The organism is Lactonifactor sp. BIOML-A5 (assembly GCF_009677585.1).
GTDB lineage: Bacteria > Bacillota > Clostridia > Lachnospirales > Lachnospiraceae > Lactonifactor.
This window is the reverse complement of record NZ_WKYV01000050.1, coordinates 1-15772: the sequence shown is the minus strand read 5'-3', so window position 1 is coordinate 15772 and position 15772 is coordinate 1. Positions and strand designations below refer to the sequence as shown.

Sequence of the window (15772 nt, the reverse complement as noted above, 5' to 3'; positions counted from 1 at the left end):
AACCTGAAGATTTCTGCAGGCGCAGGATTCATCGTAGCATTATCCGGGGACATCATGACCATGCCAGGACTTCCGAAGGTACCGGCGGCAGAGAAGATTGATGTAGATGAGACAGGTAAGATTTCCGGATTATTCTAACTGTAGTAATAACACGAAAACTGTGAACTCTACACATAGTTGCGTGTTTCAGCGGGGCGGAGGAACTTTTTCTCCGTCCTAAAAAATATTACATACCATTAAGGAGGACAACATGGGATTTTCAACAGTACCTTGTAATGAATTTGTAGAAGTATTAGCATCAAAGGCACCTGTGCCGGGCGGCGGCGGTGCTTCTGCTCTGGTGGGCGCCATCGGAACTGCCCTTGGAAATATGGTGGGAAGCTTGACTGTAGGCAAAAAGAAATATGCGGATGTGGAAGAAGAGATGTATGAGCTGAAGGCAAAATGCGATAAGCTGCAGGCAGACTTGCTTACACTGGTAGAAAAAGATGCGGAGGTTTTCGAGCCCCTGTCAAAGGCCTATGGTATGCCGAGAGAGACAGAAGAAGAAAAGGCTGAGAAGGCCAGAGTGATGGAGATTGTTTTAAAAGATGCATGCTCCGTACCGATGGAAATTATGGAAAAGTGCTGTGAGGCAATTGACATTATTGCAGAGTTTGCAGCAAAGGGTTCTGCCCTGGCAATCAGTGATGCCGGTGTAGGCGCAGCCTTCTGCAAAGCTGCTCTGGAAGGTGCCAGCTTAAATGTATACATCAACACAAAGTCTATGAAAAATAGAGAGTATGCAGAAGAGTTGAATAAAAAGGCAGATCATATGCTGGATGTTTATCCGAAAAAAGCGGATGAAATTTTTGCGAGCGTACTTGGCAGACTGAAATAGGAAAGGGGAAGAAACATGGCAAAGCAATTACTGGGAAAAGAAGTAACCGCAGCATTAAATGAGAGGATCAAGGCTGATGTGGCAGGATTAGCAGAAAAAGGAATTCAGCCTAAATTGGGGATCATCCGTGTAGGTGAAAGACCTGACGACGTCTCCTATGAGAGAGGAGCTACGAAGCGCTGCGAAACACTCGGTGTCGAGTATGAAAAATTCCTTCTTCCCGCTGATGTAACTCAGGAAGAGTTAATGGCAACACTTGACAAAGTAAATAATGATGATAAGATTCACGGTATTCTTATCTTCCGTCCTCTGCCGAAGCATCTGGACGAAGCGGCTGTTATTAAAGCCCTGAAGCCAGAAAAGGATGTGGATGGTATTACCGACGGATCTATGGTAGGGGTATTCGCAGGAACAAAGCAGGGCTTCCCTCCCTGTACTCCTCAGGCTTGTATGGAAATCTTAGATCACTATGGAATCGACTGCAAAGGCAAAAAGGCAGTGGTTGTGGGCAGAAGCCTTGTTGTGGGAAAACCGGCTGCTATGATGCTTCTTCAGAGGCACGCCACAGTAACCATCTGCCATACCAGAACGGTAGATATGCCGTCTGTGGTTAAGGAAGCAGAGCTGGTAATCGTAGCCGCCGGACGGGCCGGAGTTGTAGACGACAGATATCTGTCTCCGGGACAGATTGTAGTGGATGTGGGAATCAATGTAAATGAAGAAGGGAAGCTTTGCGGAGATGTTGACTACGCGAAGGCAGAACCTGTTGTTGAAGCTATCACTCCCGTTCCGGGAGGAGTGGGAAGTGTCACCACTTCTGTCTTAGTGGGCCATGTGGTAGAAGCTGCGAAGAGAACTCAGGAGTAAGCAGAATAGAGAAGCAAAAAAGAATCTGGCCTTCCAGGTTCTTTTTTGCTTTATAGAATTCCCCTAGGGCAGAAACTCTGTCATGTGTTTGCGGTACCAGAGAGGCATCATGGTTCTCTGGCACTGATAATTTTTTCGTTCCTGTATCCCTATAGTACGGAAAAAAGATTTCCACAGGGCAACATAAAGATCTGTGGTCTCTCTGTGGGCATTCAGTTGTTCCAGATCTTCCTGACCAAGCGGGGTGAGGTAGTATTCCCCGTCTGCCGGGTGTACGGCAGCCAGATTCCTGGTGTCATCAATAATCATCCAGTTTTCAGAGGGCATGCGATCGGAAAACTGGGGCCCCAGGATCGTGAGTATATTGCATTTGGGTGAGATGCGGGCCATCAATACTTCCTGATCCATGCGCTCAAAGCGGAGAAATTCCCGAAATAAGTGGGCCTCATTGGTGACTTTTCTGCTCAGTTCAAAAACCGTCATCACCTGAGGCGCCTGCAGCATTTGAAGAACCGGCGGACCGGCGGCAAATCCGAGAATCAGAAAACGATATATAGCGTCCAGTTTATTGGCTTCAAAGGACATGGCTGATTTGTAGACCAGCTGATAAGCCTCCCAGTTTAGCTTTTTCCGTATTGTGCGTATGACCTTCTGAACTTTTTCGGGATCCGGGTTTACGTGTCTGTATTCACAGAACAGTTCCATATCTCCGGCAGGCTCTGTCATAAGGCGCACACTGCTGTGTCCGATGGCATTGGCCTCTGCCCATGCATCATAGATGCAGGTCATCATATCTTCGAATATATCCTTGCAGGTAAATATAATCATAGAGCAGCTCCTTACAATAAATTCTATAATTGACCGCTGAGACTTTTCGCCGCATCCTCAACAGTCGGGGAAACCGTAAGATTCATATCGTCAAAAAGAGATAGCTGACGGTAAGTTTGAGGATGCTCGATCTCCCAGTTTGTCCGGGCGTCCTCTCCGGTAAGCTGCCGGGTAAGGAAGTCTTCCTGTATGGGAATGCGGTACATCATCCGCCCTTTGCAGGTGATAAAATATTTTGCCCGCTTTAACACAATTCCCATTCGTTTCAAATGCTCAAAATCCAGCAGTCCCTGGCGTCTGGACTGGACAATCCGGGAAGCTGATTTCATCCCTATCCCTGGTATCTTAAGCAGATTTTCGTAGGAGGCCCGGTTGATCTCCATGGGGAAAAGCTCGAGATGGCGAAGGGCCCAGTCACACTTGGGGTCCAGAAGAATATTAAAGTTGGGTTTTTCAATGCTCAGCAGATCTTCGGCGTGGAAACCATAGTAGCGGAGAAGCCAGTCTGCCTGATAAAGCCTGTGTTCCCTGAGAAGAGGCGGTGCAGTACTTAGAGACGGCAGACAGGAATCTTCGTTGAGCGGCACATAGGCGGAGAAAAATACTCTTTTCAGGTCATACTGCTGATACAGATGCTGGGTAGTAGTAAGAAGCTGGAAGTCATTCTCCGGGGTTGCGCCGATGATCATCTGTGTACTCTGTCCTGCAGGTACAAAGGGAGCTGGTTTGTTCCCGGTATGGTGAACCGGCCGCACGCCCGCGGGCAGGGATACCGAGGGAGGGACGGCTGTTTCAAGTCTTGGGGAAGGTCCGGACTGAAAGATAGTATTGCTCAGATACCGGTTGGAGAAGCTTCGTTCCATGCGGGGATCTTTTCCTATCTGCAGGCGGTAGCCGGTGATGCCGGATTGTATCTGCTCCATTGGCTTTAGAATTCCGGAAAAGGATTTGTTGGGGGCCAGTGCCTTCAGGCTCTCCCGGGTAGGAAGCTCCATATTGACACTCATGCGGTCTGCCAGGTATCCGGTTTGGAGAAGCAGTTCCGGGGAGGCGCCGGGGATGGCTTTTACATGCACATAACCGTTAAAGTGATAACTGGTGCGGAGAAGCAGAAGTGTGCGGTACATCAGCTCCATGGTATAGGTTGGGTTCTTGCATACACCGGAACTCAGAAATAAGCCCTCAATATAGTTCCTTTTATAAAATTCTATGGTTAAGGTACAGAGTTCCTCCGGCGTAAAGGTGGCACGCACTTTGTCATTAGACGCCCGGTTGGGGCAGTATTTGCAGTCATATATACACTCATTGCTTTGAAGAACCTTTAGAAGGGAAATGCATCTTCCGTCCGACGCAAAGCTATGGCAGATTCCTGCCGCGCAGGAGTTCCCAAGACTTCCCTTCTGTCCCCGGCGGTCAACTCCGCTGGAGGTGCAGGCCACATCATACTTGGCGGCATCTGCCAAAACAGTTAATTTATCCTGAAGTGTAAGTTGATTTGCTGTATTCATAATGGCTCTCCTGTAAGATAATAGATACAAACGTATGTTCTTATAAAATTATACCATAATATACACAAAGAAGCAATATAAATTCGAACAAATGTTTGCGATGAAAAAATTGCATGTAATAAAGAACAAGCTGAAAGGTTGATTTTGCATACTTCCTATACTATAGTATAAGCGAATGATATCGTATACCCGGGGCACCTATGTCCCCTGGCGAAAACACGGCTGCATCAGAGGAGGACTATTATGAGAGGACTGGAAACACCTGTAACAAAGCTGAGAAGAAAAGTATTTACTGAGATTGCAAGGCTGGGATTTGAATCCAGCGCGGAGTCATTGAACGATGACATTGAGGCTATTCCTTATAAAATTGTGACAGAGAAACCCCAGTACCGGGAAAGTATTTACCGGGAAAGGGCGGTTGTCAGTGAGAGAATCCGGCTGGCTATGGGGATGGCGCTGCGCCCGGAGAATCGATGGGTACATCTGACCCAGGGGATTGAAGAGAGCAATATAGATGAGAAATATTATGAACCGCCGCTAATGCAGGTGATACCATCTGCCTGTGATGCCTGCGAGCCGAAAAAATATGAGGTAAGCAATATGTGCAGAGGCTGTATTGCCCATCCCTGTATGGAGGTGTGCCCCAAAGATGCCATAAGCAGAGTAAATCAAAAAGCGTATATCGATCAGGAAAAGTGTATTAAATGCGGGAAATGCAAAGCGAAATGCCCCTATGATGCCATATCCAGGAAGGAGCGTCCCTGCGCACGTGCCTGTGGGGTGAATGCCATCGGAAGCGACGAACAGGGGAGAGCCAGCATCCAGACAGATAAATGCGTCTCCTGCGGTATGTGCATGGTCAGCTGCCCCTTTGGGGCTATCTCAGACAAATCTCAGATTTATCAGCTGGCCAAGGCCTTAAGAGAGAATGAGGAGATCATTGCGGAGCTTGCCCCTGCGTTTATCGGACAGTTTGGTCCGGATGTTACCCCGGGGATGCTGAAACAGGCCTTAAAGGATCTGGGATTCCAGGAAGTATACGAGGTGGCTGCAGGGGCTGACATAGGGGCAGCCAGTGAAGCCCACCACTATGCGGAAAAGGTATCAACAGGAGAGCTTCCCTTCCTGCTGACTTCCTGCTGTCCGTCCTGGTCCGTTCTGGCAAAGAAATATTTTCCTGATATGATAGACAAAATTTCCCAGGAGCTGACTCCTATGGTAGCTACTGCAAGAAGCATAAAAAAGGAACATCCCAATGCCAGGGTTGTATTTATCGGACCCTGCGCATCGAAAAAGCTGGAAGCATCCAGAAAAGCGGTGAGAAGTGATGTGGATTTTGTGATCACCTTTGAGGAACTGGCCGGTATGTTTTTGGCCAGGGATATTCAGGTGGAAGACTATCCGCAGGACGCCTCCTCTTTTGAAGACGGCGATGCAACGGGCGCCGGACGGGGATATGCAGTGGCCGGTGGCGTGGCACAGGCGATTGAAAAGTGTCTGGAAGCTTATTATCCGGATATTCAGGTGAATATTAAGCATGCGGAGGGACTGGCTGAGTGCAGAAAGATTCTGAACCTGGCCAAAGCGGGAAAGCTTGACGGCTGTCTGATAGAGGGGATGGGATGTCCCGGCGGATGTGTGGCAGGTGCAGGTACCAATATCCAGGTGGAAAAGGCGGCCAGGCAGGTAGAAGAGTTTGTGAAGGCTTCTCCCAGGGAGATACCGGAAAAGGATTTGTTTGAAATTGAACTAAAATAAAGTCATAAAAAAAAGAGGACTGTACTGTTTCAACCGAGGCAGAACAGTCCTTTTTGGTGTCTGCCCACATGCCGGGGGGTGCACAAAAATGCGATAAAAACTTTGCACAGACCATGACTGGTTCAGGTTGCTGCTGCAAAAAACGGTTCCGGGGATAAGCGCGTGTGAACAGCAGCCGGAGGGGACAAATTGTTAATAAAATTTATCAAAATTCGTTGTGAAAAAGTTGGCAATAAGGTATAATACTTTTTAGGGCATGTGCAATTTATACATAATTTTTAGGGGTGCGGCAGCACATAGCTCTTTTATTATTGGGCAGAACACCAAATTTAAGGAGGAAAACAAATGCTAGATCAGTCTTATTACACCAAGACAGATGAGTTCATCGAACATTATGGACGAAAAGCCAGTTCGCTCATTCCTATTATGCAGGACATCCAGGGGGAATACCGGTACCTGCCAGGGGAATTACTTACTTACGTGGCAAAAGAGATTGGAGTGAAGGAAGCAAAGGCATACAGTGTAGCGACCTTCTATGAGAATTTTTCCTTTGAGCCGAAAGGCAGGTACATAATCAAAGTATGTGACGGAACTGCATGCCATGTCCGCAAATCCACACCTATTTTGGAAGCTTTGTTTAAAGAATTGGGTTTAAGCCAGAAGAAGCACACCACAGATGATATGCTTTTTACTGTTGAAACAGTATCCTGTCTGGGTGCCTGCGGACTGGCTCCTACCTTGACTGTGAATGATGAAGTGCATCCTAATATGACTCCTGAAAAAGCATTGGCTTTAGTGGAAGAACTGAGAGGTGAAGGCTTATGATTATCAATAGCAGAAAAGAATTGGAAAAGCAGAGAAAAGCTGCATCTGAAGAGATCAAATCCTACAACTGCAGAATTTTAGTATGTGCCGGAACCGGATGTATTGCCACTGGTTCTCAGAAGATTTACGATGAGATGAAAAAGCTCTGCGCAGATCTGGAGGGTGTAACTGTTGAGATGGAAAAGGATGTTCCTCACATTGGTGTTGTAAAGACCGGATGTCAGGGCATTTGTGAGTTAGGTCCCCTGCTCAGGATTGAACCTTATCACTATCAGTATGTGAAGGTACAGCTTGAGGACTGCCGGGAGATCTTTGAACGCACCGTACTAAAGGGTGAACCGGTTGAACGTTTGTTCTATCACAAGGGTGAAAAGGCTTTTGCAAAACCCAAGGAGATCCCCTTTATTGCAAAACAGACAAGAGTTGTATTGGAGAACTGCGGAAATATAGACGCAGAATCTATAGATGAATACATTGCCTCCGGCGGTTTCAAAGCGCTGGCGAAGGCTATTTTTGATATGAAACCGGATGAAGTGGTGGAGGTTGTGGACCAGTCAGGTCTCCGCGGACGGGGCGGCGGCGGATTTCCTGCGGGCAGAAAGTGGAAGCAGGTAGCCAGGCAGCCGGAAAAAGTACGCTACGTAGTCTGCAACGGCGACGAGGGAGACCCCGGAGCATTTATGGACGGAAGTGTAATGGAAGGCGATCCCTTCAAGATGATTGAGGGTATGATCATTGCAGCGTATGCAGTAAGTGCCCAGGAAGGTTACATATATGTACGTGCGGAGTATCCTCTTTCCGTAGCCCGTCTGAAGATGGCCATCGCTCAGGCGGAAGAGTATCATCTGCTTGGGGATAAAATTATGGGAAGTGATTTCTCTTTCCATCTTCATATTAACCGGGGCGCCGGGGCTTTTGTATGCGGCGAGGGAAGTGCGCTGACGGCGTCTATTGAAGGAAACAGGGGAATGCCCCGTGTGAAGCCTCCGAGAACCGTGGAGAAGGGACTGTGGGAAAAGCCTACCGTACTGAATAATGTGGAGACATTTGCCAATGTTCCGAACATTATACTCAAAGGGGTTGAGTGGTTCCGCAGCATTGGCTCCGAAGGCAGCCCGGGAACCAAGACATTCTCTATTACAGGAGCTATTGAGAATACCGGACTGCTGGAAGTTCCTATGGGAACTACTCTCCGGGAGATTATCTACGATATCGGCGGCGGAATCAAAGGCGGCGGAGAGTTCAAGGCTGTACAGATCGGCGGACCTTCCGGCGGATGTCTGATCACCCCGCACCTGGATGTTGGCCTGGACTTTGACTCTGTAAAGAAATATGATGCAATTGTAGGATCCGGCGGTCTTGTTGTTATGGATGAGCATACCTGTATGGTAGAGGTCGCCAGGTTCTTTATGAGCTTTACTCAGAGAGAATCCTGCGGTAAGTGTGTTCCCTGCCGTGAGGGAACCAAGCGAATGCTGGAGATTCTGGAACGGATTGTAAAGGGAGAAGGAAAACTGGAAGATCTGGATCAGCTGGAGGAGCTGGCTGAGATGGTGCGGAGCATGGCTCTCTGCGGTCTGGGCAAGAGCGCGCCTCTGCCGGTATTAAGTACCCTGCGGACCTTCCGTGACGAATACGTGGAGCATATTGTGGAAAAGAAATGTGTATCCAAAACCTGTGAGGCTCTCCGCTCTTTTAAAATCAATCCTGAATTCTGCAAGGGATGCAGCAAATGTGCGAAGAACTGTCCGGTTGGGGCAATTACAGGTAAGTTAAAGGAAGCGTATACCATCAACAACGATCTCTGTATTAAGTGTGGTGCCTGCAAGGATAACTGTGCATTTGATGCAGTATATATTGAAGCATAGGAGGATTTGACATGGGATATATGATGATTGACGGTAGAAAAGTGGAATTTACCGATGAAAGGAATGTTCTTTCTGTAATCAGGAAAGCGGGTATCTCCCTGCCAACCCTGTGCTACCATTCAGAAGTATCTACTTTTGGTGCCTGTCGCTTATGCACAGTAGAGGATGACCGGGGCAGAACCTTTGCATCCTGTTCCGAAGAGCCAAGGGATGGAATGGTAATCTATACGAATACAGGAAAGATCAAAAAATATAGAAAGTTAATTGTGGAACTCCTGCTGGCAGCACACTGCAGAGACTGTACGACCTGTGTGAAGAGCGGGGAGTGTGTACTCCAGGAACTGGCTCACAGAATGGGCGTTACCAACGTCCGGTTTGAGAATACCAGGGAGATTCGTCCTCTGGATACCAGTTCTCCATCTATCGTAAGAGACCCCAACAAATGTATTCTCTGCGGAGACTGTGTGAGAGCTTGTGAGGAGATTCAGGGAATCGGCGCACTCGGATTTGCCTTCCGGGGCACGGAGGCTATGGTTATGCCGGCCTTTGACAAACCACTGGCGGAAACGGACTGTGTAAACTGCGGACAGTGCCGCGTATATTGTCCTACCGGTGCCATCTCCATTAAAACGCATATGGATGAGGTGTGGGACGCCCTGGCGGATAAGGATACAAGGGTAGTTGCCCAGATTGCTCCGGCGGTCAGAGTGGCAGTGGGAGATTCCTTCGGTCTTACAAAAGGCAGAAGCGTGATGGGCAAAATTGTGAATGTTCTCCACAGAATGGGATTTGATGAGGTATACGACACTGCCTTCAGTGCCGACCTTACTGTGATGGAGGAATCAGAAGAATTCCTGGAGAGACTGGAGCAGAATGAGAATCTGCCGCTTCTTACCTCCTGCTGCCCGGCGTGGGTAAAGTTTGTGCATGACCAGTATCCGGAATTTGTTGAAAATATATCAAGCTGCCGCTCCCCCCAGGGAATGTTTTCAGCTGTAATCAAAGAATATTACCGGAGTCCTAAAAATTCCGGCGGAAAGAAAACAATTGTAGTCTCTGTTATGCCGTGTACTGCGAAAAAGATGGAGGCAATCCGTCCCAACAGCTTTACAAGAGGCAAACAGGATACTGATATAGTGATCACTACCACAGAATTAATCCGTATGATCCGCAATTCCGGCATTGAATTTGAGACGCTGGATCCCGAAGCCTGTGATATGCCGTTTGGCTTCAGCTCAGGCGGAGGCATGATATTCGGTGTGACCGGCGGTGTTACAGAGGCGGTTCTGCGCCGAATGACAGAGGGACACAGCAAAGTAGAGCTGGATGCCATCTCTGAATGCGGGGTAAGAGGCAGTGAGGGAATCAAAGAGGTTACATTGCCCTACAATGATACACAGCTTAATATCTGCATCGTCAGCGGGCTGGCCAATGCCAGGACCGTAATGGAGCGGGTTAGAAATGGGGAGGCCAACTACCATTTGATAGAAGTAATGGCCTGCCGCAGGGGCTGTATCATGGGAGGCGGACAGCCGCCAAGAGCCGGCGACCGCACAAAAGCGGCCAGAGAAAAAGGGCTGTATAATGCGGACAATGTAACAATTATAAAGAAATCAGACGAGAATCCTTTGATTGCTCCTCTGTATGATGGATTATTAAAAGGCAAAGTACATCAGTTATTACATAACCAGGAATCATAGACACCAGTGTAGACGTATAAAGATGGGGCTCGCCTGCTTCGGCTGGCCCTGTTTTTACAAAATATATGTCAAAAAATTAACATTCCGGAAACAGCAGGCTGGTGAAATGGGAAGTCACTGAGCAACTGTTTTAATAAAGGGAACTAGTTTCCCAAAGCGTTAAAAAAAGCAGAAAGAGATTGGAAAGGAGGTACTCATGAGTAGACTGAGTATAATTACACAAAACAAAGCTCAGACAACAGTAGAAGAACTCTACAAAGATCTGGAGCGAAGAATTGTAGCCAGTCCTCCGGGACTTTGTCCTGTCGATTTAGCGGTATCTTTTCTAAAGGTCTGTCACGCGCAAACCTGTGGAAAATGTGTTCCCTGCCGTGTAGGATTAGGACAGTTGCAATGTTTAATGGAGGATGTATTGGAGGGAAATGCTACCCTGGAAACCATTGATTTAATCGAAAAGACGGCCAGAGGCATTTATTACTCCGCTGACTGTGCCATCGGATACGAGGCAGCCAATATGGTGCTGAAAAGTATTAATGGATTCAGAGAAGATTTTGAAGAGCACGTATTAAGGGGCAGGTGTACCTGCGAGCTGAATCAGCCGGTACCCTGTGTAGCACTGTGTCCCGCAGGCGTTGATATTCCCGGTTATGTTGCTCTGGTTGCAGAAGGAAGGTATGCAGATGCAGTTTCCCTGATCCGCAAAGACAATCCTATGCCCTCTGTATGTGCCCTGATCTGTGAACACCCCTGTGAGGCAAGATGCCGCCGCAACATGATTGACGACGCCATCAATATCCGGGGACTCAAGAGATATGCGGTAGATCATGCAGGAGATGTTCCGCTTCCCGCACCTGCGCCTAAGACGGGCAAAAGAGTTGCCGTGATCGGCGGCGGGCCTGGCGGCATCAGTGCTGCCTATTACCTGGCGCTGATGGGGCATGAGGTTACAATCTTTGAACAGAGAAAGCAGCTGGGAGGCATGCTCCGGTATGGAATTCCCAATTACCGGCTGCCCAGAACTGTACTGGATAAGGAGATTGAGACCCTGCTGTCTATCGGGGTGAAGGTAGAGACAGAGGTAACCATTGGTGAGAACCCCAATATTGTTGATATCCGCAACCAGTTCCATGCCGTTTACATAGCGATCGGTGCCCATATTGATAAAAAGATTGGGATTGAGGGAGAAGACGCGGACGGGGTAATCTCCGCGGTAGAGCTTCTGAGAAGCATTGGAGACAATGAGGTTCCAGACTTTACTGGAAAGGATATTGTTGTAATCGGCGGAGGCAATGTGGCAATGGATGTGGCCCGCTCAGCGGTGCGTCTGGGGGCTGACAGGGTCCGTATTGTATACAGGAGAAGGATTCCTGATATGACGGCTATGCCCGAGGAAGTACAGGGTGCCATTGCGGAGGGCTGTGAAGTGATGGAACTTATGGCGCCTACGCATATTGAGAAGGATGAGGAAGGAAAGGTGGCCGCACTCTGGGCACAGCCTCAGATTATCGGTGAGGTGAGGGGCGGACGTCCCACTCCAAAAGCGGCAGATGCTCCGAAAGTGCGTCTGGAATGTGATACCGTTATGGTGGCCATAGGCCAGGGTATTGAATCTAAATCCTTTGAGGCTTACGGAATCCCCGTGAAGCGGGGCGTAATTGAGGCCCTCAGCTGGAGCGGTATCAAGGATATCCCCGGTGTCTTTGCCGGCGGAGACTGTGTAACCGGGCCGGCAACGGTGATCCGGGCAATCGCAGCGGGCAAGGTGGCTGCCGCCAACATTGACGAGTATCTGGGCTACAACCATAAGATTACCACCGATGTGGAGATTCCGAAGATCCGCCTGGATGACAGACCCGCCTGCGGCCGGGTAAATATGAAGGAAAGAGATGCCGCTGAACGGAAGGATGATTTTGAACTCATTGAGTGCGGTATGACCCATGAGGAGGCCTGTCAGGAATCCAAGCGGTGTCTGCGCTGTGATCACTTTGGATTCGGCGTATTTAAAGGAGGGAGGATTGACAAATGGTAAAACTGACGATAGACCATCAGGTAGTAGAAGTGCCGGAAGGCACTACCATTCTTGACGCAGCAGCGGCTGCCGGCATTCCTGTCCCCACCCTTTGTTATCTGAAGGAAATCAATGAAATTGGTGCCTGCCGTGTCTGTGTGGTAGAAATAGAAGGAAAAGAAAAGCTGGTTACTTCCTGCAATAATGTTGTGGAAGAGGGGATGGCAGTATATACAAACAGCCCTAAGGTAAGGGAGACAAGAAAGACAAATGTGAAGTTGATTCTGTCCCAGCATGAAGGAAACTGTCCCACCTGTGTGAGAAGCGGAAACTGCAACCTTCAGAAAATATCCAATGACCTGGGAATTCTGGATGTTCCCTATGAAACACAGCTTCCCCACAGCAAATCTACAAAAGATTTTCCGCTGTACCGCAATTATAAGAAATGTATTAAGTGTATGCGATGCATTCAGATCTGCGATAAGGTGCAGAGCCTTGGCATCTGGGACCTGGCAAATACAGGTTCGCGCACAACCGTAGATGTTTCCGGAAACCGCAAGCTGGAAGCTTCTGACTGTGCACTCTGCGGTCAGTGTATCACTCACTGCCCGGTAGGCGCTCTTAGAGAACGGGATGATACAGATGTTGTATTTGATGCGCTGGCTGATCCGGATAAAATAACAGTAGTACAGATTGCACCTGCAGTCCGTGCCGCCTGGGGAGAAAGTCTGGGGCTGGAACGGGAATTCGCCACGGTGAAACGCCTGGTTTCCGCTCTGAGAAGGATGGGATTTGACTATATATTTGACACGAACTTTTCGGCTGACCTTACGATAATGGAAGAAGGCAGTGAATTCCTGAAACGTCTGGAAAATAAAGAGAAAGAAAAATTCCCAATGTTTACTTCCTGTTGTCCCGGATGGGTGCGCTTTGCAAAATCCCAGTTTCCGGATATGGTAGATCAGCTGTCCTCCGCAAAGTCACCTCAGCAAATGTTCGGCGCAATGGCCAAGAGCTATTATGCAGATCTTTTGGGCGTTGATCCGGAAAAGATCTTCTCCGTATCTATCATGCCCTGCCTGGCCAAGAAGCATGAATGTGCTCTGCCTAATATGAATGATGCGGGAGCAGGCCAGGATGTCGACGTTGTATTAACCACAAGAGAGGTAGACCGTCTTATCCGTGCGGAACATATCGTTGCGGCAAACCTGGAGGAGGAAGAGTTTGACATGCCTCTGGGCGTGGGCTCAGGTGCGGGTGTAATCTTCGGGGCTACCGGAGGCGTTATGGAGGCTGCTCTTAGGAGCGCTTATTACCTTGTGACAAAGACGAATCCCGATCCCGATGCCTTTAAAGAGGTGAGAGGAATGGACGGCTGGAAGGAAGCCACCTTTGACCTGGCCGGAACTCCGCTTAAGGTTGCTGTGGCCAGCGGTCTGGGCAATACCAGAAAGCTGCTCCGTGCTCTGCAGAAAGGCAAAGTACAGTATGATTTTGTGGAAATCATGGCATGTCCCGGCGGCTGCTCCGGCGGAGGCGGCCAGCCAATTAAAGATGGAGAAGAATTGGCCGGCGTCCGTGCCGATAATCTCTACGGCCTGGATAAGGTGAGTGATCTTAGATTTTCACACGAAAATCCATCGGTTCAGAAGTGCTACGAATGTTATCTGCAGAGACCTTTGTCACACCGTTCCCATGAACTGCTGCACACAGACCACCACGCCTGGAAGATGCCTGGAGAGAAGTAAACTCAGCCCGGCGGGCAATTTGGTTTAAAATAGTGTCATAGAAAGAGTACCCCCTTGCATATACTGTATCAGTATAACAAGGGGGTATTTTGAATGGATACATATAATGTGTATAAAGATATACAAGCCCGCACAAAAGGGGAGATCTACATCGGCGTAGTAGGCCCGGTGCGTACCGGGAAATCTACTTTCATCCGCCGCTTTATGGAACTGGTTGCCCTGCCGAATATGCCGGAGGATCAGCAGGCAGAGGTAAGAGATCAGCTGCCCTTGAGCGGTTCAGGAAAGCTGATCACCACCGTAGAGCCGAAATTCATTCCCAAAGAGGCAACAGAAGTCACACTGAGTGATGATGTGAAAGCAAAGATACGACTGATAGACTGTGTGGGCTATATGGTTCCGGAAGCAACCGGAAATATGGAAGAGGAAAAAGAACGCATGGTCAAAACACCCTGGTTCAGCTATGAGATTCCCTTCCACCAGGCGGCAGAGGTAGGGACCCAAAAGGTGATTCAGGAACATTCCAGCATAGGTCTTGTGGTTACCTGTGACGGTTCCTTCGGTGAAATCCCCAGAAACAATTACATAGACAGTGAAGAAAAGACAATCCAGGAGTTAAAAAAACAGGGGAAACCATTTCTGGTGCTGGTAAACTCTCAAAAGCCATATAAAGAAGAGACCGTGCAGCTGGTACAGTCTCTGCAGAAAAAATACAATGCCTCGGTGATTAGTGTCAACTGCGAACAATTAAGAAAAGATGATATTGTAAGGATTCTGGAAAAGGTACTCTATGAATTTCCGGTGGTACAGCTGGAATTCTACATACCTAAATGGGTGGAGATGCTGCCTCCCAGCCACTATCTGAAGTCTGACCTGATTGCTAATATTAAGGAATTGCTGGGAAAGGTGAAGTATGTCAGAGATATCTCGAAGGATAATCTCCAGATGGCTTCTTCCTACATTAATAAAGCTGTTATTGATCAGGTAGATCTTGCCACAGGCAAGGTAAAGGTACATCTGGAAATGGATGAAAAATACTATTACGAGATATTGAGCGAAATGACTGGGGTAAACATTTCTGACGAATACCAGCTGATTCACACCATGAAAGAGCTTTCCAAAATGCACGAAGAGTACATTAAAGTTCAGGATGCCATCTCTTCTGTGAGGGGGAAAGGGTACGGCGTGGTGACTCCGGATCGCAGTGAAATTGTACTGGAAGAACCCGTTGTCATTAAGCAGGGCAATAAATACGGAGTTAAAATAAAATCTTCGAGTCCGTCCATTCATATGATAAAAGCAAACATTGAAACGGAGATTGCTCCTATTGTGGGAAGCGAGGAACAGGCAAAAGATCTGATTGCTTATATCAAAGCCGGGGAACAGCGCCAGGAAAGCATCTGGCAGACAAATATCTTTGGAAAATCCATTGAGCAGCTGGTAGAAGACGGAATCCACACAAAGCTCGTACAGATCAGCGACGAAAGTCAGGTAAAACTCCAGGATACTATGCAGAAAATTGTAAATGACAGCAAAGGCGGCATGGTTTGCATTATTATCTGACCAGGCAGTAACAAGTCCTGGCTTACAGAGCTGAATCATTGATTTTAGAAAAATGGGTGGCTGTATGCAATACATAAATTATGTATTGCATACAGCCATCATTTTTTGCGTTTTCGGGGCACTGGCCTCCAGTTCCTTCCGATGTCAATAACTTTAGAAAATGTCACTTTTTATAGGCTATATTAACTTTAGAAAATGTCACTTTTTAAACAGGCTCTT

12 protein-coding genes are annotated in these 15772 nt (G+C 48.1%); 10 read left to right on the top strand and 2 right to left on the bottom strand.

What is annotated here, in order from left to right:
- From GKG41_RS22615 to GKG41_RS22605, 3 genes are all read left to right on the top strand, one after another.
- Positions 1 to 138: formate--tetrahydrofolate ligase (locus GKG41_RS22615; RefSeq protein ID WP_154262964.1), on the top strand; the 138-nt coding region annotated here is incomplete at its 5' end.
- Between the two features lie 112 nt (positions 139 to 250).
- Positions 251 to 880 carry a cyclodeaminase/cyclohydrolase family protein gene (locus GKG41_RS22610; RefSeq protein ID WP_154262962.1) on the top strand — a complete coding sequence of 210 codons (630 nt, stop codon included), beginning with the start codon at positions 251 to 253 and terminating at the stop codon, positions 878 to 880.
- 15 nt (positions 881 to 895) lie between these two features.
- Complete coding sequence (locus tag GKG41_RS22605) at positions 896 to 1747, top strand: bifunctional 5,10-methylenetetrahydrofolate dehydrogenase/5,10-methenyltetrahydrofolate cyclohydrolase (protein ID WP_154262959.1); 852 nt, start codon at positions 896 to 898, stop codon at positions 1745 to 1747.
- Between the two features lie 63 nt (positions 1748 to 1810).
- On the opposite strand, the gene GKG41_RS22600 is transcribed toward GKG41_RS22605, so the two are convergent.
- Together GKG41_RS22600 and GKG41_RS22595 are read right to left on the bottom strand one after the other, a co-directional pair.
- Entirely contained in the window at positions 1811 to 2575 is a 765-nt protein-coding gene (locus GKG41_RS22600) for a TIGR03915 family putative DNA repair protein (protein ID WP_154262956.1), read from the bottom strand.
- A 23-nt stretch (positions 2576 to 2598) separates the two neighbouring features.
- A complete protein-coding gene (locus GKG41_RS22595) occupies positions 2599 to 4083 on the bottom strand; it encodes a putative DNA modification/repair radical SAM protein (RefSeq protein ID WP_154262953.1) in 1485 nt (494 codons plus the stop codon).
- 243 nt (positions 4084 to 4326) lie between these two features.
- Here GKG41_RS22595 and GKG41_RS22590 point away from each other — a divergent pair, with 243 nt between their 5' ends.
- The 7 genes from GKG41_RS22590 to spoIVA all read left to right on the top strand — a co-directional run bounded on the left by GKG41_RS22590 (position 4327) and on the right by spoIVA (position 15553).
- Positions 4327 to 5841, top strand: a complete 1515-nt coding sequence (locus GKG41_RS22590; protein WP_154262950.1) for a 4Fe-4S dicluster domain-containing protein — start codon at positions 4327 to 4329, stop codon at positions 5839 to 5841.
- Between the two features lie 345 nt (positions 5842 to 6186).
- Complete coding sequence (locus GKG41_RS22585; RefSeq protein WP_154262948.1) at positions 6187 to 6666, top strand: NAD(P)H-dependent oxidoreductase subunit E; 480 nt, start codon at positions 6187 to 6189, stop codon at positions 6664 to 6666.
- On the top strand, positions 6663 to 8534 hold the full coding sequence (locus GKG41_RS22580) for an NADH-ubiquinone oxidoreductase-F iron-sulfur binding region domain-containing protein (protein ID WP_154262944.1): 1872 nt from the start codon (positions 6663 to 6665) through the stop codon (positions 8532 to 8534). Before GKG41_RS22585 ends, GKG41_RS22580 begins: the two co-directional genes overlap by 4 nt.
- Before the next feature lie 11 nt (positions 8535 to 8545).
- Positions 8546 to 10234, top strand: a complete 1689-nt coding sequence (locus GKG41_RS22575; protein ID WP_154262942.1) for a [FeFe] hydrogenase, group A — start codon at positions 8546 to 8548, stop codon at positions 10232 to 10234.
- A gap of 196 nt (positions 10235 to 10430) precedes the next feature.
- Positions 10431 to 12263 (top strand): NAD(P)-binding protein, encoded by a 1833-nt coding sequence (locus GKG41_RS22570; protein WP_154262939.1) that lies wholly within the window; start codon positions 10431 to 10433, stop codon positions 12261 to 12263.
- Positions 12257 to 13990, top strand: coding sequence for an NADH-dependent [FeFe] hydrogenase, group A6 (locus GKG41_RS22565; protein ID WP_154262928.1), 1734 nt, complete (start codon positions 12257 to 12259; stop codon positions 13988 to 13990). Before GKG41_RS22570 ends, GKG41_RS22565 begins: the two co-directional genes overlap by 7 nt.
- 93 nt (positions 13991 to 14083) lie before the next feature.
- Positions 14084 to 15553, top strand: coding sequence for a stage IV sporulation protein A (gene spoIVA / locus GKG41_RS22560; RefSeq protein ID WP_154262919.1), 1470 nt, complete (start codon positions 14084 to 14086; stop codon positions 15551 to 15553).
- The last annotated feature ends 219 nt before the right edge of the window (positions 15554 to 15772 follow it).